This is a genomic window from Vibrio sp. 1641, from assembly GCF_033339995.1.
Taxonomy (GTDB): Bacteria; Pseudomonadota; Gammaproteobacteria; order Enterobacterales; family Vibrionaceae; genus Vibrio; species Vibrio alginolyticus.
This window is the reverse complement of record NZ_JAWOVP010000002.1, coordinates 702,847-726,143: the sequence shown is the minus strand read 5'-3', so window position 1 is coordinate 726,143 and position 23,297 is coordinate 702,847. Positions and strand designations below refer to the sequence as shown.

Genomic DNA, 23,297 nt, shown 5'->3' with positions numbered 1-23,297 from the left:
TTCTATCTCATTGAGTTGAGTCATTAAGCTGTTGCTGAAAATCATACGACTGGCGCAAAACATCTCGATAAAGTGACGAGAACTTCTCTTCTAATTCGGTGTAATCACTTTCAATCACTTTAAATGTTGTGGTTAAGTCTGCCATTCTAGGACTTCTTTGCGACATCCGATGTAGTGCAAATTCTATATTGTCTAGATCTTGATAGGATTGAAGCCATCGGCCATGCCACATTCTGCTGTGGAGCACCAAAAAACGTGGCGGCAAATGTTCATGAACCTCTCGGTTTACTCTCTCGTATGCCGTTTTTACAAAGTGTTCGAGAGGCACGGAATGAAAGTCGTTCCAGTGTTTTGCGAGGCAATGATCCCAAAACATATCCAAAGCGATAGGTGCAAAACGTCTCGCAACACCAGTGAAATGAGGCTTACATTCGTTGACGATTGGATGATGATCGGTAATACGGTCAACAAATCTATGTAATCTGATGCCATTTGAGATATCGCGTTCATACAGCTTGCTTGGATCTCCTTTTACGAAGTCTCCAAGCAAGTTTCCCAACAAATGGCTGTTACTGTGATCTGCGATATGCAGGTGGGCTAGAAAGTTCATTCGACGCCAGTTTTGGCCTCTAGGGCTTGGTGTGACATGAACCTAGTATAACGTCAATTACGACGAGATGAGAGTGTTCCGCTATTCGGCTTCGTTGTCTGAGCCAACGTATTCCGACAAGATAATGCCAATTTCAAGCGCATCTAGCAGCTCTAGGCTCTCATCGTTTTGGTATTGGTCGCTCATTGTGACCTCCTTTATTTTAAGCTCTCTTGCTTTTACTTGCTGACGGCCTGGCTCTTGCCATATCCACATCAGCAACTCCTTTTTATAGTCTTTATATGACACATTCATGACAGCGAGAAGTAAAGATTTGAAAACCTATGAGCACAATCAAAAGTAAACGATTGCAATTAAGTTTCATATCCGCTTAACACTTTAGAGAAATGACTCTTTTATCAACATTCATGTCAATTTAAAGATATAACATACTGTTATAGGCGTCCTTAGATCTCATTTCTTAAACTAAATTTAGTATTCGTTACATATTTTGCTGATTAACTTCGCATATTTTGTTTCGATATAGCAATAGATTTGGTCAATATCTTTTATCTCTAATGGAGCTTTAAATGAGAGAAGTTGAGTTTAGAACGATAGACAGGCTGTTTATCAAGATGTCTATCAACGACAAAATGTGGGTTATATTCCTACTGTTTTTAGTAGCCCTCACTTCAGTGGCTGGAAGCCGCTACTTCAATGAAATACAACAATTTGAGCAGCAAGCCATCTCGGCGAGCGAAGCGAAGCTTTCTGGTATCGTTGATGCTCAATCAAACCGCGCTACAGAAATTGACGGCGTATCGAAATCGAACCGCGTAAGCGAGAGTTCTTTTGTCGATGGGTCTGTCACCGCTTATGCCAAGTTGCATTCTGGAGAAGTGATTAAGCTGACTCAAAATGTGTCCACACAATACGAATCGGTAAAATCATCAGCTCTATCGTCACTATTACTCAGCTTCTTATGGGTTATTCCTTTTGCCCTATTCTCTTACTGGGTGGCAACGTTTATCGGAGGAGCTCTGTGGGTTTTATATACAACAACCGAAAAAATTGGTGACGGTGACTTAACCTCTCGTCTTGGTTTTCACCCTGGTCGAGATGAATTCGGTACCATCGGCTGTGCGCTAGACAAGTCTATGGATACCTTAAGTGAACTGGTTAATAGTGTTAAAAATAATGCAACGATGTTGAGCGAGACATCTTCTGCATTCGAAAAAGATATGCAGTTGAGTGAAACCCAGATATCTCATCAATATCAAACGCTTGATTCAGTCGCGACGGCAATGGAAGAAATGACAGCCTCTGCAAAGGAGGTATCAAGTATTTCTCAACAAGCAACGACGCAGTCAGACCAAGATGCCCAGAAGATCGAACTAAGCAGAAGCCGTGTACAAAACGTGATTGGCGAGATAGAGACGTTATCTAGCTATATTGAACAAGCCTCTACGTCAGTAACCAATTTAAACGAGAATACGACGCAGATTAATGACGTGATCACAACGATTAACGCCATTTCAGAACAAACTAATCTGTTGGCGCTAAACGCAGCAATCGAAGCAGCCCGTGCTGGTGAACAAGGTCGTGGATTTGCAGTGGTTGCCGATGAAGTACGTACATTAGCAAGCAGAACTCAACAGGCAACAGTAGAGATCCAAGCCATGATTGAGAAGCTTCAAATTGAGAGCCAGAACATTGCTTCAATCACCAACCGAACCGTTCAGCAAGCTCAAACCAGCAGCCAGCTTATTGATGAAATCGGCCATGATGTTACCTCTATTGCCGAGTCAGCACGCTCATTAATGGACATGAGCATTCAGATTTCCACATCTGCTGAAGAACAAAGCGCAGTTGCTAACGATATTGCATCGGAACTTTCAGAAATTCGTAGTCAATCAAGCACAATCAGAGAAGTGGCGGAGCAATCTACCGCTGGCGTCGCTAATCTCACGCAAGCCTCCGTTTCTCTTGGTGAGATATTACAACGCTACCGCACCGCATAAGGTTGTGGAACTTATGATCAACAAGGGCTCCTTAAGGAGCCCTTTTCTTTAAACCGTGTTCAACTATTACCTTCGATATTTTCTACGACATCCAAGTGGATATTTGAAGTGAATCTCAAGTTCTCGCTGTACCGGATGAAATAATGTTCTTAAACAAAGCGTTCCGCTATGCTTGATCTTGCCAATTCCAATTTGCTGCTGGAAAACAATATGAATAATTACAAAGACACAAAAGACATAGAGAACCTGAACTGCCCACTCTGCCAAGGAGATGAATATCTCATTTCATCGGATGGCGAGAAATTCACATGCGCTGCTTGTGGATTTCATACAAAAAACTTCTCATCTATCCAATGTCTACATCAAACGCCTTACCTACAGTCTAAACTTAAGCACATCCACAGCTTGAGTCCGGTTTGCCATTAGTAGGTCAAACAGAGCAGCCACACAGCTGCTCTTTTAATTCATCTAAATGATGAATGCGAATTACACGCTCGTCATCAACACGATTGATAGCTTCACCATTAAATAACTGCACCGTTTTGATACCGGCGTTTAGTCCCGCCTCGACTCCTTTAGGCGTGTCATCAATATAAAGACAGTCACTTGGTAAAAAGCCCATGCTCATAGCACTGTACATGATTAAATCGGGCTCAGGCTTCCAACTATTCGCATCGAATGCCGAGAACACTTTCCCTCGGAAAGCATCGAGTAAACCGGTTAACTCCAAAGCGTATTCAATTTTATCTTTAGGTCCATTAGACGCCACACAATATTCGATATTATGCGAATCCAAAAACTGAATTAATCGTTTTGCGCCATCCATCGGCTGTAAGTGACGCACAAAAAGAGACTGGACTTCTTCTCGGTATTGCGGTTCTAAAACATCAATTGGGACTTTGATATCTTTCAATTCTTTAGTATCTAAAAGGATGTCAGCGAGCTTTCCTCCTTTAAAGTGAGAAACGCACTCTTCCATCGTTAACTCAGCCCCATGCTGGTTAAATACATTGACGAGCGCTTGGCAACACAGTCTTTCGCTGTCGACCAACGTACCATCACAGTCAAATATCACGCACTTAATATTGGTAATTGCCATAGCCATCTCCAGACGTCTTAAAGGCTCAAGCCCAAGCTGATTTTAAGAATGTTTGGATTAATCTTATTTGAGTTTGGGATTGTTGAAACGACGAGCTTGGCATTTCATGGAAATAGAAGGGAGCAATTACAGTTTTTCTAAGCAAGATCACCCAACGTCATCTTGCTTTACTTTTTATGCACATTGATGTGTAAGTTAGTCTTCGATAACCACTGAGTCTAACAGTTTTTGCTCGGTGCTTAGTCTTTTAGCCAGATCAGCCACAAACGAGCTTTTGTATTTTGATTCAGAAACAGCAACATCAGAGATGAGTGTATTTCCTTCGAGATGGCTAACAATAGCAGCACCAATTGGGACTCCTGATTTAAAACCAACATATAATTCAAAATCTGGCGTGAGGATAATCTGTGTCAGATATTCAATGATCATATCTTTATCATACTGCTGTTCCCAGCGCTGAGATTGCAAGATAGAGAACATAATGGTCAGTCGATGAAAATCGACCAGAAAAATGTCGTCGGGGTTAAATTCAGAGTCACTTTCCAGTAGTGTGTCTTTGTCGACTACTTGATACGTTGCTTTTTCTAGCGTTTTGAAATAGACATCGCGCCCTTTCAAACTCTCTGGTGTCGGAAATTCAACTTCGACCAGATCATACAGCCATGTATTTTTACGCTCGATACTGGCTAACTGTTGTTCATTCATCTTGATACCTTCGTTTAGAGCAGTACATTAGCATGAAGCCCGCAACAAACCTAGCGCACATAGACCTTTCCGTGGCTAAATTTTGTTTTAGGTGCAAACCTCTGATAGATTTCATCAATATCTTTCCTAGTTAAGGACAAAAATAATGAAAAAGATGCTGTTAAGTGCATTGCTTGCTACTACTCTAGTTGGTTGTTCAGATAACGATGTTGCTGACGTGGGGCTCGGTTGGTTTACTTTGAAAGACATCAAAGTCGGTGAGTTGAAAGACGAGGTGGTAACAGGTGTCACATGTCACATCGCCTCTATCGAAGCGGATTTCAGCTTAGCAGATCCAAGTGATAGCTCAATATCATGTCGTCAGACTGGCGAAATCACACCGGAAATGATTGCAAAAATAGATAAGAGTAAGTCCGGTGAAATTGTATTTAAGAAGTCAAAAAGCATTTTCTTCAAAACAATGAAGGTTCGCCGTATTTATGATGCCGATAACCAAACCTTACTCTACTTGTCTTATACAACAAAAGAGACCGATGGTAGTTTTAAACATAGCCTTTCGACAGTCCCACTTTGGGGTACCAAGGCTTACGTTGAGCCAACTGAAGTGAAAAAGTAACGCGGGTAAATTTAGTTAGCGCGGAGCAGGCTCTTTCCGGGCGCTGCTGAGCAACAAGTTTAAAAAACAACCCATTGCAATACGACAAGCGTCATAAATTGCAGCTGCTTTGGTTGCTATTTACTCAGCTCGCTGATTTTTTCAGCGAGCAGACTTCTTTGTAATAAATCGCCACGATTTTCATTTTTTTGTGATACAATCCCGCCTCTTTTTTTTCTCACTCAAGAACAAGCATGAAGTTTCCTGGTCAGCGTAAATCTAAACACTACTTCCCAACTCACGCTCGAGATCCATTAGTAAACCAAATCCGACAGGCACCTAAGCTATATCGCCCAACTATTGTTGGTGTCGGTCAAACCATTGTAGATATCGAAGCACGTGTAGATGACGCGTTTTTAGAGAAATACAACCTGAGTAAAGGACATTCGCTCGTTCTTGAAGAAAGCAAAGCAGATGCTCTTTACGAAGAACTGGTTGAGCAAGGCCTGATCACACACCAATACCCAGGTGACACGATTGGCAATACTCTTCACAACTACTCAGTTTTAGCCGATAGCAAATCCGTTTTGCTCGGTGTGATGTCTAAGAACATTCAAGTCGGTTCTTTTGCTTACCGCTACCTTTGCCGTACGTCTTCACGCATGAACCTTAACCATTTACAAACGGTAGATGGCCCTATTGGTCGCTGCTACACCCTAATTTCTCAAGACGGTGAGCGTACATTTGCTATCAACGAAGGTCATATGAATCAACTACTTCCGGAAAGCATTCCTGAAGAGATCTTTGAGAAAGCATCAGCCCTGGTTGTTTCTTCTTACCTAATGCGTGGTAAAGAAGAAGATCCAATGCCTAAAGCGGTACAAAGAGCGATCGACTTTGCTAAGAAGCACGATGTCCCTGTTGTACTTACGTTAGGGACAAAGTACGTTATCGAAGGTAACGCACAGTGGTGGCAAGAATACATTCGCGAAAACATTTCTGTTGTCGCTATGAATGAAGAAGAAGGTGCGGCGCTAACAGGTGAAACAGAGCCGCTAGCTGCTGCTGATAAAGCACTTGAGTGGGTTGATCTCGTACTTTGTACAGCAGGACCAAATGGTCTGTACATGGCTGGTTACACCGACGAGAAAGTAAAACGAGAAACCACACACGACATCCTTGAAAGCTCCCTCGAAGCCTTTAACCAGTACGAGTTTAGTCGTGCGATGCGTAAAGAAGACTGTCAAAACCCAATGAAGGTCTACTCTCACATCGGCCCTTACCTTGGTGGACCACTAGAGATTAAGAACACTAACGGTGCAGGTGATGCAGCCCTTTCAGCCTTACTGCATGACATGGCAGCAAACTCTTTCCACCAAAAAGAAGTGCCTAACTCAGAAAAGCACGAAGTACGATGCTTAACCTACTCCTCGCTTTCTCAGATCTGTAAATACGCAAACCGAGTAAGCTATGAAGTGTTGACGCAGCACTCTCCTCGCCTATCGCGAGCGCTTCCTGAACGAGAAGATAGCTTAGAAGAGACTTATTGGGATCGTTAAAACGACAGCTTTAAAGCTAAAAATATATCAAGGTCACCATTTGGTGGCCTTTTTGTTTTTATCTAGCACTATAACGAGTAGATTTCGTTAGTATGTCGCACAATACGAAGCAGTAAACTCTTTACAAGCCTAACCGAAACAGTACCATCACCAAGCAGACCTTTGCCTCACAATAATACTCGTTATAACTTAGGTAGTTTTTCAACGCTACCTGAGTGCCACTTTGGGGATTCTCCATGCAGTCAGATATCGAAATTTGCCGAAACACACCACTTTCTTCTATTGATGTTATCGCGGAAAAAGTAGGACTATCACCCGAAGAGTATGACACTCACGGGAAGCACAAAGCCAAAGTCCACCCAAAATGTTTGGAACGACTCAAAGCAAATGATGACGGTAAACTTGTACTCGTCACTGCGATCACGCCGACTCCTCTTGGCGAAGGAAAAACCGTTACGACGATAGGCCTGGCGCAAGGTTTAGCAAAGCTTAATCAATCTGTTATTGCATGTATAAGGCAACCTTCGATGGGACCCGTCTTCGGTATTAAAGGTGGCGCAGCGGGCGGCGGTTATTCTCAAGTAGCTCCAATGGAAGAGTTAAACTTACACCTTACTGGTGACATTCACGCAGTGACAGCGGCGCACAACCTTGCTTCAGCCGCTCTTGACGCTCGCTTGTTCCATGAACAACGCGAGGGTTATGATGCCTTTGAATCACGCACCGGGTTAAGAGCACTTAAAATCGACACGGCAAGTATTACTTGGAAACGAGTGATGGACCATAATGATCGTGCACTACGTAAAGTCAAAATTGGCCTCAATGATGCAGGAAAAACCATCAATGGTTTCGAGCGTGACGAAGGGTTCGATATTTCAGCGGCTTCCGAGTTGATGGCTATCATTGCACTAGCCAAAGATTTAAAAGATTTACGCCAACGTATCGGGAAAATTGTCGTAGCGTACGATTTGAACGGAAACCCCGTCACTACGGAAGATCTACAAGTTGCAGGAGCAATGGCAGTAACACTAAAGGAGGCGATTGCACCAACACTGATGCAAACTCTAGAAGGTGTTCCTACGTTGATCCATGCAGGTCCATTTGCAAACATCGCCCATGGAAATTCATCCATTATCGCGGACGATATTGCGCTAAAACTGTCAGGTTACACGGTAACTGAAGCCGGTTTTGGTTCGGATATGGGATTTGAGAAAGCGTGTAACATTAAAGCTGCTGCCGCCAACAAAGCCCCGGACTGTGTAGTGATCGTAGCAACATTACGCGGCCTCAAAGCGAATTCTGGACACTACGATTTACGGCCAGGTATGGCTATTCCAGATTCCATTTTTAATCCGGACCAAGCAGCATTGGAGGCTGGGTTTGAAAATTTAAAATGGCACATAAATAACGTTCATAAATACGGTTTACCTGCTGTCGTTGCCATTAACCAGTTTCCACAAGATTGTGTGAAAGAGCTTAAAGCTCTTGAAGAGCTGATTCACCAATTTAATCCCGAAGTTAAAGTAGCCATCAGCACCGCTTTTTCGCAAGGCGGACAAGGCGCAACGGAACTAGCTCAACATGTTATTGATGCGTGTACCACGCCTGTAGAGTTTTGTCCGTTATACAACAAAGAGCAATCATTACTCGAAAAGCTCATGGCAGTATGTGAAGCGGGCTATGGAGCAACCAATATAGAAATGACTCCTATCGCGACTGAACAGCTCAAACATTTTGAGCAATTAGGCTTTAACAACTTAGCGGTTTGCATCGCGAAGACACCACTATCGATAACCACAGACTCCGCAGTCAAAGGCGCACCAACTGGTTTTACCGTCCCAATCCGCGAGCTGCGCTTGTGTGCGGGCGCAGGATTCGTTTATGCATTATCTGCTACCGTGATGACGATGCCAGGCTTACCTGATAAACCCGCATTTATGAATTTAGATCTTGATGATGAAGGAAATATCATCGGTCTCTCTTAGTGCAGTGATAACGTATCGCTATCAGTGAAGTGAGCATATTCATTAAGTGAGTGGTCTACTTACCTATCCACTCACTCTCAACAACTGTGAAAAGAGGTGTCTCAGGCCTTCTACTCTTGAATCGTTGATACAAAGCTCTCCTGCCTTACATCAACGCGCCTGTTTTAGGCCTTTAGAGTTAAGACGCTAACCCTAAGCCTTGTTTGGCGATAGTTATTAAGCTAGAAAACCCTATTTATCTTCTTGTTTTGTCGCCACTTTACATTGTAAATCCATACTTGTTGACTTCTCCTTTCTACAATTTTGCGCCAATTTGATGCACGGGCTATTTAGCGCTTCACTAATATGGTGCAGTTGTCTTACAGTGAAATTTTAACCTCCTTGATTTTTAAGGAGATATTCTATGGCGCGATTCTTGTAGTAGACTTTTCACTAATAAGCACATTAGCACATGCTTTTCAAAACCTCTGCGTTGCATACCACCTCCTTCAGGTTAGCACCGTTTTGATGCATGTCAGAAAAGGGAAAGGGAATACTATGGAAGACGCACTCGCCGTAATTTTAGCAGGAGGGATGGGGTCTAGACTCAGCCCACTCACCGATGACAGAACCAAGCCAGCCGTACCTTTTGGCGGAAAATATAGAATTATAGATTTCACACTAACCAATTGTTTACATTCGGGTTTACGCAAGATCCTTGTTTTAACCCAATATAAATCTCATTCACTTCAAAAACACTTACGAGACGGCTGGTCGATATTCAATCCAGAGCTAGGCGAGTACATTACTGCTGTTCCACCACAAATGCGCAAGGGTGGTGCATGGTATGAAGGAACCGCCGATGCGATTTATCACAACATGTGGTTGCTATCGCGAAATGATGCAAAGTATGTGGTTGTGTTATCCGGCGATCATATCTATCGAATGGACTACGCCGCAATGCTTGAAGAGCATAAAGAGAAAGGTGCTAAGCTCACTGTTGCCTGTATGGATGTTCCCGTAGAGGATGCTTCAGCATTCGGTGTAATGGGCACCGCAGAAAACGGGCTCGTTACTTCGTTTATAGAGAAACCTGAAACCCCACCTACTCTTCCTGGAAGCGCGACCAGAAGCCTTGTTTCTATGGGAATATATATCTTTGATATGGATGTTTTGAAAGAAGCGCTTGAAGAAGACTCAAAACTCGATTCATCAAGCCATGACTTCGGAAAAGACATCATACCTAAGCTGATTGATACCGAATCCGTTTACGCCTATCAATTCTGTGGCAGTAAAGGGCGCGTCGATAAAGATTGCTATTGGCGCGACGTGGGTACCATTGATTCCTTCTATGAAGCGAATATGGATCTACTAGAACCTGTGCCGCCAATGAACCTTTATCAGTCTAATTGGGCGATTCGTACTTACGAGCCGCAGTTTCCACCAGCTCGTACTGTATCGTCGGCTACGGGTAATGAAGGTATTTTTATTAACTCCATCATTGCTACCGGTGTCATCAATTCCGGCGGCTCAGTACAGCACTCCATTATTTCTTCTAATGTACGCATCCAAGACAGTGCAACGGTAGTCGATTCCATCATTTTTGATGACGTGGAAGTCGGTGAAGGAAGTCAGTTGGTCAACTGCATAGTTGATAAACATGTTCGTATTCCGCCACATACTCAAATTGGCATCAACAAACTTGAAGATGCGAAGCGATTTAAAATCTCAGACAAAGGTATTGTCGTCATACCCGAAAGTTACCAATTTGATTAAACGACAAACTATCACAACAAAAAAGCGCACGATAATCATCGTGCGCTTTTGTTTAAGTGCCTGTAAACATTAGGCTATAACAAATAATCCATAATAATTAGATGTTACATACCGTCGACCAGCTACCATCTGTACCCGGTTCAGCCGCTGTCCACCAGTTCGCTTGGTAAACCACACCGTTGTGGATGATCTTATCACCTTGGTTAGCGTGGCTTGGATTACCTGCCCAATCCGTTTGTGGCAGAGCTGGGTATGTCACTAAACCTGTCGTATCACACGTACCTGGTTCAGTGGTACCACCACCCGTGCCCGCATTGAGATCACCAATTGGTAGATCTGGCTGTTCAAACTTGAACGCAAACTCTTTACCACCAGAAATCACTGAGTAGTTAGCAGGACCAGAGATTGGTAGGTAGTAAACCATATCAAGCTCGTAAGTGCCGCCCGCTGGCAAGTCTTTCCATGCTGGTAGAGAGAACGACACACGGTGCATTACGCCATCTAAGCCACCAATGTTGTTTGCTCGAGTATGTCCAGAAGCAATCACTTTCAAACCACCACCTGATTGGTCTTTCGCGTTGTCCGGCGCAGATACTGGGATATCGAATTGGAATTCAGTACCGCCAGGGATCGCTTGACCAGTGTTGTTCGTAAACGTGATTTTCGGGTTAATTGGGTAGTTTTGATCGCCAACTTTGAAGCCGCCAACACTAACAGTAATGTCTACTGCTTCAGTTGGTGTTGGACCAGTCGCTACTTTATTACCGTAAGGCGTCGCAGACTTAAACTTGTCGTAGATAGCTTTGGTCATAGTGTTACCCATGTGGTATTCACCATTACCTGCCGCACAAGCTTGTTCAGTGGCATCTACTGCCGTACGATTACCATTTGCATCCAGTACGTAACAGTTGTAGTCACCGGCTAGTTCCCAGAACATGATACCGCCGATCTCTTTATCGATAACGTAATCGGCTTTCACCTCGATAGAAGCTTTATCTTCCGTAGATAGGAATACGCTCTTCTCTGCGTTCCACAACCAAGGTGCCACAGCAACGCTATCGTAATGACGGGTATAAGTACCAACAAACTTATCTGAAGGATCGTTGACAGGGTCGAGACCGTAAGCAGCTGCGTAAGAGCCCCAAATACCGTTTTCTAGGTTCTTAGCATGCCACATTGGGTTAGAACCAGCGCCCATTTCGTTTCCTTTAGGGTCGGTATCATGCCACATGTTGTCGATACCAATAGCGCCGTGACCACAGTTGTTCTTCTCACCTTCACCTGTGCCCGGTTGGCACTCTGCTTGGTTTGGTAGTGCCGCTCGGCCCCAAAGGCCATTGTCGCCACCAGTAACACCTTGCCAACCACGGGTGTAGTAAGGAACACCAATGTTGATACGACCTGCTGGCATAGAGCCACGGAAGTAATGGTAAGCCCAGTCTGTGTTCAAGTAACCGATACCACCGTATGCAGCAGTGCCGTATACGTTCCACTGCGCTAGCTCAGAGTCTTTACCTGTATCGAATAAAGCCGCGTTATGACCAACGTGATCATTCCAAGCCCCATGCAAGTCGTAAGACATGATGTTTACGTAGTCTAGGTACTTAGTTACATCGAAGGTTTCCATCCCACGTAGCAAGTAACCTGAAGATGGTGCTGCGATAGTCAGCATATAATGAATACCATCTTGCGCGGATGCCGCATCAAGTTTCTCACGCAATACTTTCATCAGCTCTTGGTAAGACGCCCATAAATACTGACGACGTGGTTCCATGAAGTCTTTGTCGTAAGGGTTACCAGCACCAGCCATTGACGTCGGGTATTCATAGTCGATATCCAGACCATCGAACTTGTACTGACGCATCATTTCAACGGCTGAAGTTGCGAACTTCTCAATACCAGCATGATTAATAGAACCGTCCGCATTCGTCGTCATGGTGTAGAAGCCACCATCAGCTACACGATCGCCGTTCGTATCGAAGTGACCGCCCGTTTCAGCCCAACCACCAATCGAGATTAGCGTTTTAACATCATGTTTTTGCTTGTAAGTTGCTAGTGCACCAAAATGACCTTTAAAACCAAGAGCGGGATCTACCTCAACGCCTGGCCAAGTTTTACCTGTAGCAGGGTTGTTAGGATCATTTACGTCGCCAACGTTTACTTTGCCGTCAGAACCAATGCTCACAAACGCGTAGTTAATGTGAGTAAGTTGTTCCCAAGGAATGTCTTTAACAAGGTAAGTCGATTGTGGGTCGTCACCTGATCGCCAACTGGTGAAGTAGCCGATTACACGACGTGGGTGATCAGCCCCCATTTTCTCACGGCCTTCTTCGTCATAAATAGAACAGTAAGGAACATCTACACCCGTTGTTTGATAAAGACCATCAGGACGACAATTAGATGTCACTGCGCCGCCGTTTACTGTTAACGTCGCAATTGCAGAATCTGCTGTTGCTCCAGCATCATCGGTTGCTCTCGCATAAACACTTAATGAGCCAGCTTGTGAAGGGGTTACATCCAGCGTGTATGGCGCTGTTGTAGCAGTGCCAGCAAGCACACCTGCAACATAAAAATCAACTTTAGCAACGGTACCATCCGCATCCGTAGCATTTGCAGTCAGTGTTACGGAACCACCCAGGTCAATAGAGCTCGCAGAAAGCACGACATCCACTGTCGGCGCTTCGTTACCAGGTTGCGCTGATGCCACAGTTAACGTCACAACACTTGCCGTACTAACGGCACCTGCATCGTCATAGGCCTTGGTAGAGAACTCGTGCTGTCCTTCAGTTGCTGTCCACGATGCAGCATACGGCGCAGACGTTGCCTGACCAACTAATACACCATCAACAAAGAACTCTACTTTGCTAACAGTCCCATCAGTATCTGCCGCATCTGCAGCTAGGTTAACAACATCACCCGCAGTCACAGAAGCCGACGCAGAAGGCGATGTCAGAGTAACCGTCGGGACTTCATTCTGAGGTGGATCAACCGGTCCAGTGCCATCACAAGCGCCAAGTGTTTCCCACTCGCCCCACTCACCAGATTGCGCTGGATTGTTGTTTTGCGTCCAGTAACGCGCTTTATAAGCATTACCTTCATGCTGAACTTGGTCGCCACCGTTATAAACTTTTGATGATTGCCAAGTTTCTAGAAGGGCACAGTCAACTGCTGCGTAGCTATTGAAGGCCATAAGACAAGAAGCGGTGAGTGTGCTTAGTGTGAACACGTTTTTCACTGCGTTGCCGTTTTTAAGGTGCATAATCGCTCTTCCTTAAGTTATTGTTAAAACAATACTAAATGCGCTAAACGAAGCGCATCTATACTTTTATTTCGACGTAAAATAACTTAAGTACAAGTTGGTGATTTCACACTATCTATTTACGAGTTTTCCACACCGCCTCGCAACAATCCACTAAATGATTGCAACAACGTACCTATTATTTGGCACCAGTAACTAATTTTATAACTCAAATAAATATGTCACTCGCAAATTAATAAAAAAGGTAAAAAAAGTCGCCATTTTGAAATAAAGATCACTAAGCCTTTGTTGACCTTGGCGTTTCATTAAAATGCCGCTTGTACTCGCGACTAAACTGTGATGGGCTCGTGTACCCGACCATTCTCGCTGCATCATTAACACGTCGCCCCTCTAACTGGATCAATTCGCGCGCTTTGTTAAGTCGAACTTTCTTAATATATTGCAACGGAGATTCAAGCGTGACATTGCGAAATGCTTGATGGAAAGCAGACACACTCATGTTGGCTTCTTCAGCCAATGCTTGTACGTTCAACTGTTCGTGATACGCTTGATGTACACGATTTAGTGCTTTAGCGACCCTCGCGTAAGAACCTTCTTGATGTGCTAGGTCAAATAAAACATACCCCTCTTTGCTCACCAAAGTACGATACACAATTTCCTCAAGAAGCAGCTCGCCAAGCATGATGACATCAAGCTCGTCACACATTGCTTTCATTAACCGCTTGCACGCATCCAACATACCTTCATTCATACGTACCGACTTAAGGCCGCAACGGGTCGCATCCAGACACTTATTACTGAATTTCTCACCCTCTAATTTTTTAACGAGTTTATGAAGAAGCGTTGGCGAAATATCTATCGAAATGCCAAGTAAAGGCTCATTGTTTGTCGCAAACGCTTCGCACTCTAGTGGCATGGGAACCCCGACAACAAGGTAATCATCGGGCCCATATTGCACTGGTGTATCACCAATATGAATGTTCTTATGCCCTTGACCCAATACGATGATGCCGGACTGATAGACAAACGGCTGGCGATGATTCCCTTTGCTACTGCGATAAAACCATACGCCATCTATCGCTGTTTTCTTCATACCTTCTAGGTCATGCAGCCCCTGCTTTTCAACATATTGCTGCATGATATCTGCGAGAGTGTGCATTAGAGCGCTCCATCAATGACCAACGAGTTTGGTCTCTATTATCGTTTCGAGCACTATACTTCCTCTCGACTTTAACTTTCTAGCTCAAGAGCATTAATTTTGTAGAAATAGGCAAATTATTTGCAGAAATCGACCTGTTAACGATCGTTAATCAGGACTAATATGCATGTATTCAATCTCCTTCACTGGAAGCAAGAGGGCTAATAATGAACTTTTCTTATGTAAACCCAACCAAGATTTTCTTTGGTCAAAAACAAATCGCAGCAATCAAAGAAGCTATCCCATCCGACCAAAAAGTTTTAGTGGTATACGGTGGTGGCTCCATCAAAAAAAATGGCGTGTACGACCAAGTAGCGGAAGCTCTTGAGGGACATGAATGGCTAGAGTTTTCAGGTGTTGAACCAAACCCAACCAAAGAAACACTCGATAAAGCAGTCGCAATGGTAAAAGAGCATGGCGTTGACTTTATTTTAGCGGTAGGTGGTGGTTCAGTCATCGATGGCTCCAAATACGTAGCAGCGGCATCAAAGTATGATGGTGATGGTTGGGATATCATGATTGGTAAGCACCAAGTCACTGAAGCGACGCCTCTAGCTGCAATTTTGACATTGCCAGCAACAGGCTCAGAGTCAAACATGGGCGCAGTTATCACTAAAAAAGAAACTCAAGACAAACTTCCGTTCATGTCTCCAGCAGTGCAGCCAAAATTTGCCGTGTTAGACCCAGATGTAATGAAAACACTGCCAGAACGCCAGCTTATCAACGGCATTGTTGACGCATGGGTGCACGTATGTGAGCAATACTTGACGCTTCCTACCGGTGCAATGGTTCAAGATGGTTATGCAGAAACACTGCTGAAAACTTTAAAAACACTCGGAGAACAGTTTGCGGAACGAGACGACGATATGTGGCGCGCAAACTTAATGTGGTCTGCTAACCAAGCATTGAATGGGTTAATTGGTAGTGGCGTTCCACAAGACTGGGCAACACATATGATCGGCCATGAATTAACGGCTCTATGGGGCGTTGATCATGCGCGTTCTCTTGCAATTGTCCAACCGTCGTTACTTCGTAACCAAATGCAGTTTAAGCGCCCTAAGTTAGAACAAATGGGTCGCAACGTATTTGGTCTTGAAGCAGGTGAGGATTTAGCAGAGCGCACAATCGAAGCTATCGAAGCGTTTTATCATCAACTTGATGTCGCAACTAAGCTCGAAAACTATGGTGAGAGCCGTGAACAAGCTATCGATGCCATCATTGATCAACTAAACAAACACGGCATGACTGTTTTAGGTGAAAACCAGGCGATCACACTTGAACGTAGCCGAGAAATCTTAGAGTTAGCTGTCTCATAACTGCAACAATTCTTCACTGCCCTTCCTAGGGTTTAACGGTATTGTGACTTAACAGTCACAATACCGTTTTTTTATGCTATTTTGTAAGCCACATCACGTTCAAAACGAGGAGGCTTCTAAAAACAACGATTCCCTCCAGACAAAAAATCGGTCGTGTTGGTTAGTAAAGAGACAACTGTCCAGCTTTACACAAATAAAAATAATTGAGATCAAAGAACGAGTTAACTCGTTAATTAAGTTTTGATTTGTTGTAGTGAAGTACTACATAATTTTGTCTGTTCGAGAAAACACTTTATGTGGCTAGTTGTTGTCGTATTAGCATTCATACATATCATCAGTATCCGTAAAGGCTCTAAATGGCTCTTTTACGTTTCTAAACCATTACCAGTGCTCTGTATGCTTGGTATTTTAATTCAGTCCCCGGCTTACCCAATGCCATATGCGCATTGGATTTTGATTGGCTTATCGCTCTCGTTGCTTGGTGACGTGTTATTAATGCTCCCTAGAGACAAGTTCATTACAGGATTAGTGCTCTTTTGCTCTGCCCATCTCTCCTATAGTTATGGTTTTGCCATCATGTCAGCGTGGCATTTTACACCTTGGCTCCCAATTGCCTTGTTCGGACTGGGTATATGCGTCTACTGGTTGTTCCGACCGGATCTCGGTAAAGAGAAACGGCCAGTTGCCAGTTATATATTGGTACTGATGACTATGTGCTGGGCTTCGATCGAGTATTATTTGAGTGGAAAAACACAATCCTCCTCTTTTGCAGTGCTCGGAAGCTTTATCTTTATTATCTCTGGCATCGTATTGGCTTTTGAACGCTTTGGTGGACGGTCAATATTTTCACGACAAGTTGTCATGGTGACCTACTATTCTGCACAGACACTAATGGTTATGTCTGTTGTTGCGATTGTTGTTCGTTATCCGTATCTCGTTGAACTGAGTTAGTCATACTCTAGACTGCACCAACATTAAAGAAACATGGATGTATCTTGTAAGCGATCTGAATAGAGTCTTAAAATCATCGCCTAAACATTAGCTTATTCTTAATGAAATTACGCGCACAACTTGCTATTGTAAAAGGATATTTTTCCGTTATAGCGTGCCCCTTTGAAAGAGAATACTCCCGTCGTTGAGTTTAGCGACGTAAATAAGTGGTATGGCGATTACCACGCTCTAAAAGACATCAACTTCTCCGTGCATTCTGGCGAGATCGTCGTGGTGTGTGGCCCTTCAGGTTCCGGAAAATCAACGCTCATTCGTTGCATCAATCATCTTGAATCGATTCAAGAAGGCCAGCTTCATGTGTTCGACCAGCCTTCTCACGCAAAATCTCTCAAGCCCGGTAAAATCGGCATGGTGTTCCAACACTTTCACCTTTTTCCTCATTTGACTGTACTGGAAAACCTCACCTTAGCGCCGATTCGCACACACAAATTATCAAAACAAGAAGCTGAAAAACGCGCAAAACATTACCTAAAGCGAGTCAATATTGAAGAGCAAGCGAGTAAGTATCCTATCCAGCTTTCTGGCGGTCAGCAGCAACGCGTCGCGATTGCCCGCTCCTTGTGTATGGAACCGGATTTACTCCTGTTTGACGAGCCAACTTCAGCGCTTGATCCGGAAACGATCAACGAAGTGTTGGATGTCATGGTTGAGCTGGCTCAAAGCGGAATGACGATGATTTGCGTCACGCATGAAATGGGATTTGCCAAAAAAGTAGCGAACCGCGTGGTATTTATGGATGAAGGCCAAATCGTGGAAATGAACTCTCCAGTCTCCTTATTTGAGACACCACAGCATCCACGCACCCAAGCATTTTTGAACCAAATTTTAAGTTACTGATGATAGTTCGCGTAATCAAACCTGTCCTTCAAGCTTTACTGCAAATGACGCTCCTCTTCATAGCGATTGTGTGGGTGTTGGACTCTGGTGCCGACGCTATGGGCTATCAATGGCAATGGGAGCGCGTACCTGATTACATCGCTTTTTATGAAGATGGAGAATGGTGGCCGGCAGAACTTATTGATGGGCTATTGGTCACGCTTAACATCTCGGCTATTAGTCTATTTTTTACCTTAGTATTAGGGTTGGTTACCGCGTTACTAAGGCTTAGCGATTCGAAAGTCGGCAATATTATTGGTACCACTTATGTCGAAGTAATACGTAACACGCCGTTGTTGGTGCAAATCTATTTACTCTACTTCGTGTTTGGCCCCGTGATTGGTTTGGACCGATTCAGCACCGCCGTTTTGGCATTATCCCTTTTCCAAGGTGCCTACACCGCGGAAATATTCCGTGCAGGTTTAAACAGTATTCCTAAAGGGCAATTCGAAGCAGCACAAACTCTCGGACTATCACCGTTTTACACCTACAAAGACGTAATTTTTCCTCAGGTTTTACAGCGCACATTACCGCCATTAACCAATGAAGTGGTTTCTTTGATCAAAAACTCTTCCATTGTAAGCGTGATGGCGATTTTTGATCTAACAACACAGGCACGCAACATCGTCTCAGAGACGGCGATGCCGTTTGAAATTTGGTTTACCGTGGCAGCAATTTATCTTGCTCTCACTCTGTCACTTTCTGGCTTGTCTGCATGGCTAGAACACAAACTCGGAGCCAGTTGGCGCAAATTATAAGGAGATAACATGAAGTTATTCAAAGCGACCATTACTGCATTATTAGGGCTAGCCATCGCTATGCCTACAATCGCGAAAGAAGATGTTGCCACACCCAATGTAGATCAAATCAAAGAACGAGGCACTTTGCGCGTTGGTATGTCAACATTTGTACCTTGGGCAATGCGTAACAAGCAAGGTGAGTTAATCGGTTTTGAAATCGATGTGGCCAAACGCTTGGCACAAGATTCAGGTTTGAAAGTGGAATTCGTACCGACTGCGTGGGATGGCATTATTCCCGCACTACTGGCGAAAAAGTTCGACGTGATCATCGGTGGCATGTCGGTTACGCCTGAGCGTTCCAGAAGCGTCTTGTTTACTGAGCCCTACTCGCACTCAGGCGTTCAAGTAGCAGCAAACAAAGAACTCGCCTCTGGTTTTAGCGAATTTTCGGATTTTGACTCACGACGCGTAAAAATTGCGGCTCGTCGCGGCGCATTCACCGTTCAAGTAGCCAGAGAAACCTTCCCGAAAGCGAAGATCCTGCAATTTGATGACGACGCGCAAGCGTTCCAAGAGGTGCTGAATGGTAACGCCCACGCGGTCATTGCTTCTAGCCCAAAACCAGAACATGAGACAGTGAAACACAGCGACAAACTATTCCTTCCATTCTCTGAGCGACTATCACAAGGTAACGAAGCCTTTGCAGTTCGCTTGGGGGAAGAAGATAAAAAGGCCTTTTTCAATAAATGGATTGAAGCAAGAACCCAAGATGGATGGTTAAAACAACGTTATGAATACTGGTTCTCGACATTAGATTGGCAAGATCAAGTCGCGCAAGGCCAGTAATCTAAATGGCTCGTGGACGCCGCGAGCCTATACTCTCCAATCATCCATTTTACTTTTCCATAACTTATCGGAGTCAAATTTTTGGGCGAACACACTACCACTCGCACAGCACCCGCGAAATCCAGCACAGGCTACCTTTTACCGCAATTAAACACACTAGACTGGGTACTACTTGTTATGTGCGGTATCGGTGGTGTTTGGCTGTACCATCGGTCCGCTGTTGGTGTGCATTATTTGTGGCAGTGGAAAGAGGCGCTTGAATTACTTTTCACGCTTAGAGCAGATGGTGGTTTGCCCTACTTCTTCCAAGGTTTGATTTCGACGTTAAGGCTCAGTATTTGGGGCATCAGCTTCGCATTAGTGTTTGGCACTTTGTTAGGCTTAGCACGCTTCTCTCGTTCCGTTTGGTTGCGCACACCTGCCAATGCGTTTATCCAGTTAGTGAGAAACATCCCTCCGTTGGTGTTTGTTTTTATTTTCTACTTTTTCATTTCTAACCAATTGATCCCGTTACTCGGTTTGGAAGATCTTCTACGAAACTACAACGGCGAACCAAATGCGCTACAGCGCTTTCTGTTTGGGCCTTCTAACCTTTGGGAAAACCTTGCCTCTGGCGTGTTATGCGTCGGCTTACTCTCTTCTGCCTACATTGCAGAAGTTGTGCGCGGTGGTTTACAAAGTATCGACCAAGGTCAGTGGGAAGCGGCTGACTCATTGGGCTTGTCTCGATGGGTGAAATACCGATTTGTTATCGCGCCACAGGTGCTTAAATCAATAACACCTGCACTTGCCGGTCAAACCATCTCTTTGGTGAAAGACACCTCTATTGTTTCACTGATTTCGATACAAGAAATGACGTTTGTTGGGACAGAGATGGCAAATTCATCAGGGTATATATTTGAAATTTGGTTGATTGTCGGCCTTGCTTACTTCTTAATCTGTTTTGGTCTGTCACTTATTTTCCGCCATATTGAAGCAAAATCGGAAGCCATTTCAAATTAACTCAACCGCATATGTAATTAGGCACATTTGATTCTTCAAATCAGAATTGCACCCTGTTACATTGGCAAGATGCTAAATTTTCGGCGTTTTTCATGGAGTTAAAGAATCAATCCGACTACGAGCGATACATAAAACAAGATAATCTTGGTGAATATTACGTAGTTCTCAATCAATTCACTTTTCACAGTGTTTATCAGCCAATTTTTGATAGACGCCAACGTATTATTGGTATGGAAGCCTTACTGCGTATTCGTGGCATTGATGGTTCCCTAATTCGTCCTGACGTGTTTCTGGCCAATAATGGTCTTGATCCCTACTTTCGCTTATGTGTAGAGTTTTTATCTAGAGCAATGCACATTCGAAATTTCGCACGCTATTTCGCAGGGACGCCGATCAAACTGTTTCTTAACGTCATGCCTCAAACGCTACTCACACTAACCAAAGACATGGGCTTTAAAGATAACGGCCTGCTTTACAAACGCCTTTCCGAACTTGGTATGAGCCCATCAGACGTAGTTTTTGAAGTAGTCGAAGAGTCATGCGGAGATACGGATTTATTAATCAAAGCCGTACAGTTAATGAAAGCAAATGGTTTTATCTTTGCTATCGATGATTTTGGCGCCCAACATTCTGATATCGCACGTGTTCAGCAGCTCTGCCCTGACATCATCAAAATAGATCGTTCCTATTTGCTAGACTACTGCGCCGGAGAAACCTTTTCCATACATAGCGCCGTTGAGCTAGCGGATCATATGGGAGCAAAAGTCATTATAGAAGGGGTTGAAGAAGACGTGCAGCTACAAGCTATGTATCAACTTAATTTGGATTATTACCAAGGCTTTTACTTAGGAAAGCCTTGCGCCATTCATCACTGGACAGATAGCCTAAACATCGAGACGACAGTGCATTAACACTGCCCACTTACAGCACAGTGAAACCAAAAAAGCGCCGATATAATATGCTCGGCGCTTTTTAGTTTTACTCAGATGTCACTTATTTAGTTAAGCGTTCATTTCCCTAGAAAAAATCAATAGAATTACGACCGCTCTTCGGATCACGAGTGGCTTGCGGTTTGTCTTCTTTTTTGCCTTTCTTAGCAGACTGAGACAACGCTTCTTTCTGCGCTTTACGCTCTTTATGTGCCGCTTTACGGCCTGTTGATTTAGGCCCAGAGGCTTTAGGTGACTTACTTTGACGAGACTTATCTTTACGAGAAGACTGCGCTTCTTTTTTCGCTTTCTTTTCTGCTTTTTGCTCTGCCGTTTCAGGTTCGGTTACTGGCGCATCGCAAACCACAACATAATATTCCTGGTTAAACTCGAAAAAGTCACCATCATACATCTTGCGGCGCTTACGTGTTTCTAGTTCACCATTCACCGCGACGTAGCCTTCCTCGATGATATGTTTTGCTTCGCCACCACCACTGACCAAGTTTGCGATTTTAAAAAGCTTATACAGTTCGATAGGATGCGCATCAACATCAATGCCGATCGCTTCGATTTCAATCTCGTCGCCTTCTAAATACTCTTCGTGGTCGTAATCTTGGGTCATGTTATTTACTCTTCATATTTGATGCTCTGAAGTTTAAACGCAATGTCCCAAAATAGAAACCTCAGCCAATGCTCTATCGCAGGTTCTTTGTGGCTTTTGAGCACGTCTTGACCTATTTAACTGACCATTCGCAAGCTGTTACGTCAATGCCAACTTCAAACGAGGCTGCAATTCCATAATCCGAAGGTATATACTCTCCAGGTTATTGTTAAAAAGAGTGAATACTTTGTCTCAACCAAGTAGAATTACCTTTGTCACTGCGAACTTGTTTAATTTTGTCGCACCGCCTAACGCCTACTATGATTTCGAGAACATATACTCGTTAGAGCAATGGCGAGACAAACTTTCGTGGACGCAACGTCAAGTTGAAAAACTGGAAGGCGACGTGATTGGCTTACAAGAAGTATTCAGTATCGAGGAGACCCAGGCATTCTTTTCAACCATCGGCTACCCCTACTTTGCGACCGTTGACACTCCACATGTTGAGGATGAGTACATTTACTCAAGCCCTGTTGTGGCAATCGCATCTCGGTTTCCAATAGAAAAAGTACAAGCGGTAGAGTTTGACTTAGCAACGCTTGAACCTTTTGGAGTAAGTGTTGCTCCAGAGTTCAGTCGCAAACCCATCTATGCCCAAATAATACATCCTGTACTTGGTCATATCGCCGTTTACGTAACGCACCTGAAATCTCAACGCCCGGCCGACTCAGAACAGCCAGAAACGTCTAGCACGATTATTGGGCGCTGGTTATCCACCCAGCAAAGGGGCTGGGAAGCAGCGATGTTAAGAGACGCGATGCAAAAAAGGTATCGAAAAGAACCAATGCCGACAGTGTTAATGGGCGATATGAATCAACCTATCACTCCTATCAGCGTTAACAGCGCATTGGTATCCAATACTGGTGACAGCGTCACTGAATTACAACTCAAAGATGGTTGGTTATTGCAAAGTGACGCTCAGAAGGATGAACGCCCCGCCACGCATTATCATTTTTCCACTGGGAACGTACTCGACTATATCTTGCTCTCACAAGAGTTTGACACCTTATCAGATATATCGGTTGCCGAGGTTGTTGACTATCAGGTGTCTAACCAACATCTGATCAACCCGATTTATGACAGAGATAAAAACGCCAGCGACCACGCATTTGTGGCGCTGACTGCTGAAGTAAAGCTTTGAGCAACCTATT

General features: G+C 44.1%; 20 protein-coding genes. 13 read left to right on the top strand and 7 right to left on the bottom strand.

Going from position 1 to position 23,297, the window contains the following annotated elements:
• Positions 1 to 7: 7 nt before the first annotated feature.
• Together R7Z47_RS07130 and R7Z47_RS07125 are read right to left on the bottom strand one after the other, a co-directional pair.
• Entirely contained in the window at positions 8 to 610 is a 603-nt protein-coding gene (locus R7Z47_RS07130; RefSeq protein WP_213867702.1) for an ACP phosphodiesterase, read from the bottom strand.
• An 81-nt stretch (positions 611 to 691) separates the two neighbouring features.
• The gene (locus tag R7Z47_RS07125) at positions 692 to 865 is read right to left on the bottom strand and encodes a hypothetical protein (RefSeq protein WP_017820948.1); all 174 of its coding nucleotides are present in this window, start codon (positions 863 to 865) and stop codon (positions 692 to 694) included.
• Positions 866 to 1,179: 314 nt separating this feature from the next.
• Here R7Z47_RS07125 and R7Z47_RS07120 point away from each other — a divergent pair, with 314 nt between their 5' ends.
• Complete coding sequence (locus R7Z47_RS07120) at positions 1,180 to 2,610, top strand: methyl-accepting chemotaxis protein (RefSeq protein ID WP_025767793.1); 1,431 nt, start codon at positions 1,180 to 1,182, stop codon at positions 2,608 to 2,610.
• Between the two features lie 430 nt (positions 2,611 to 3,040).
• On the opposite strand, the gene R7Z47_RS07115 is transcribed toward R7Z47_RS07120, so the two are convergent.
• Positions 3,041 to 3,709: an HAD-IA family hydrolase gene (locus R7Z47_RS07115; RefSeq protein WP_047103569.1), complete on the bottom strand. Its 669-nt coding sequence runs from the start codon at positions 3,707 to 3,709 to the stop codon at positions 3,041 to 3,043.
• Positions 3,710 to 3,904: 195 nt separating this feature from the next.
• Positions 3,905 to 4,414 (bottom strand): hypothetical protein, encoded by a 510-nt coding sequence (locus R7Z47_RS07110; RefSeq protein WP_005386088.1) that lies wholly within the window; start codon positions 4,412 to 4,414, stop codon positions 3,905 to 3,907.
• Between the two features lie 145 nt (positions 4,415 to 4,559).
• On the opposite strand from R7Z47_RS07110, the gene R7Z47_RS07105 reads away from it, so the two are divergent.
• The 4 genes from R7Z47_RS07105 to glgC all read left to right on the top strand — a co-directional run bounded on the left by R7Z47_RS07105 (position 4,560) and on the right by glgC (position 10,308).
• Entirely contained in the window at positions 4,560 to 5,030 is a 471-nt protein-coding gene (locus R7Z47_RS07105) for a CreA family protein (protein WP_005397614.1), read from the top strand.
• A gap of 233 nt (positions 5,031 to 5,263) precedes the next feature.
• Complete coding sequence (locus tag R7Z47_RS07100; protein WP_005376376.1) at positions 5,264 to 6,568, top strand: inosine/guanosine kinase; 1,305 nt, start codon at positions 5,264 to 5,266, stop codon at positions 6,566 to 6,568.
• 236 nt (positions 6,569 to 6,804) lie between these two features.
• A complete protein-coding gene (locus R7Z47_RS07095) occupies positions 6,805 to 8,553 on the top strand; it encodes a formate--tetrahydrofolate ligase (RefSeq protein ID WP_262606751.1) in 1,749 nt (582 codons plus the stop codon).
• 537 nt (positions 8,554 to 9,090) lie between these two features.
• Positions 9,091 to 10,308, top strand: coding sequence for a glucose-1-phosphate adenylyltransferase (glgC, locus tag R7Z47_RS07090; RefSeq protein ID WP_033906540.1), 1,218 nt, complete (start codon positions 9,091 to 9,093; stop codon positions 10,306 to 10,308).
• A gap of 97 nt (positions 10,309 to 10,405) precedes the next feature.
• On the opposite strand, the gene R7Z47_RS07085 is transcribed toward glgC, so the two are convergent.
• Positions 10,406 to 13,567: a chitinase C-terminal domain-containing protein gene (locus tag R7Z47_RS07085; RefSeq protein WP_262606752.1), complete on the bottom strand. Its 3,162-nt coding sequence runs from the start codon at positions 13,565 to 13,567 to the stop codon at positions 10,406 to 10,408.
• A gap of 277 nt (positions 13,568 to 13,844) precedes the next feature.
• On the bottom strand, positions 13,845 to 14,726 hold the full coding sequence (locus tag R7Z47_RS07080) for an AraC family transcriptional regulator (protein ID WP_017634187.1): 882 nt from the start codon (positions 14,724 to 14,726) through the stop codon (positions 13,845 to 13,847).
• A 206-nt stretch (positions 14,727 to 14,932) separates the two neighbouring features.
• Here R7Z47_RS07080 and R7Z47_RS07075 point away from each other — a divergent pair, with 206 nt between their 5' ends.
• The 7 genes from R7Z47_RS07075 (at position 14,933) to R7Z47_RS07045 (ending at position 21,467) form a co-directional block, all read left to right on the top strand.
• A complete protein-coding gene (locus R7Z47_RS07075; RefSeq protein WP_054700944.1) occupies positions 14,933 to 16,081 on the top strand; it encodes an iron-containing alcohol dehydrogenase in 1,149 nt (382 codons plus the stop codon).
• A gap of 294 nt (positions 16,082 to 16,375) precedes the next feature.
• Positions 16,376 to 17,032 carry a lysoplasmalogenase gene (locus R7Z47_RS07070; protein WP_005376394.1) on the top strand — a complete coding sequence of 219 codons (657 nt, stop codon included), beginning with the start codon at positions 16,376 to 16,378 and terminating at the stop codon, positions 17,030 to 17,032.
• Between the two features lie 162 nt (positions 17,033 to 17,194).
• Positions 17,195 to 17,929, top strand: a complete 735-nt coding sequence (locus tag R7Z47_RS07065; RefSeq protein WP_262592163.1) for an amino acid ABC transporter ATP-binding protein — start codon at positions 17,195 to 17,197, stop codon at positions 17,927 to 17,929.
• Positions 17,929 to 18,726 (top strand): amino acid ABC transporter permease, encoded by a 798-nt coding sequence (locus R7Z47_RS07060; RefSeq protein ID WP_256902706.1) that lies wholly within the window; start codon positions 17,929 to 17,931, stop codon positions 18,724 to 18,726. Before R7Z47_RS07065 ends, R7Z47_RS07060 begins: the two co-directional genes overlap by 1 nt.
• A gap of 9 nt (positions 18,727 to 18,735) precedes the next feature.
• Complete coding sequence (locus R7Z47_RS07055) at positions 18,736 to 19,554, top strand: transporter substrate-binding domain-containing protein (protein ID WP_064369266.1); 819 nt, start codon at positions 18,736 to 18,738, stop codon at positions 19,552 to 19,554.
• 81 nt (positions 19,555 to 19,635) lie between these two features.
• A complete protein-coding gene (locus tag R7Z47_RS07050; RefSeq protein WP_262592162.1) occupies positions 19,636 to 20,556 on the top strand; it encodes an amino acid ABC transporter permease in 921 nt (306 codons plus the stop codon).
• A 92-nt stretch (positions 20,557 to 20,648) separates the two neighbouring features.
• Positions 20,649 to 21,467 (top strand): EAL domain-containing protein, encoded by an 819-nt coding sequence (locus R7Z47_RS07045; protein ID WP_262592161.1) that lies wholly within the window; start codon positions 20,649 to 20,651, stop codon positions 21,465 to 21,467.
• Positions 21,468 to 21,573: 106 nt separating this feature from the next.
• Here the strand turns inward: R7Z47_RS07045 and R7Z47_RS07040 are convergent, their stop codons facing one another.
• A complete protein-coding gene (locus R7Z47_RS07040; RefSeq protein ID WP_262592160.1) occupies positions 21,574 to 22,107 on the bottom strand; it encodes an RNA-binding S4 domain-containing protein in 534 nt (177 codons plus the stop codon).
• A 226-nt stretch (positions 22,108 to 22,333) separates the two neighbouring features.
• Between R7Z47_RS07040 and R7Z47_RS07035 the strand changes: the two genes are divergently transcribed.
• Positions 22,334 to 23,287 (top strand): endonuclease/exonuclease/phosphatase family protein, encoded by a 954-nt coding sequence (locus tag R7Z47_RS07035; RefSeq protein ID WP_213871094.1) that lies wholly within the window; start codon positions 22,334 to 22,336, stop codon positions 23,285 to 23,287.
• Positions 23,288 to 23,297 lie beyond the last annotated feature (10 nt).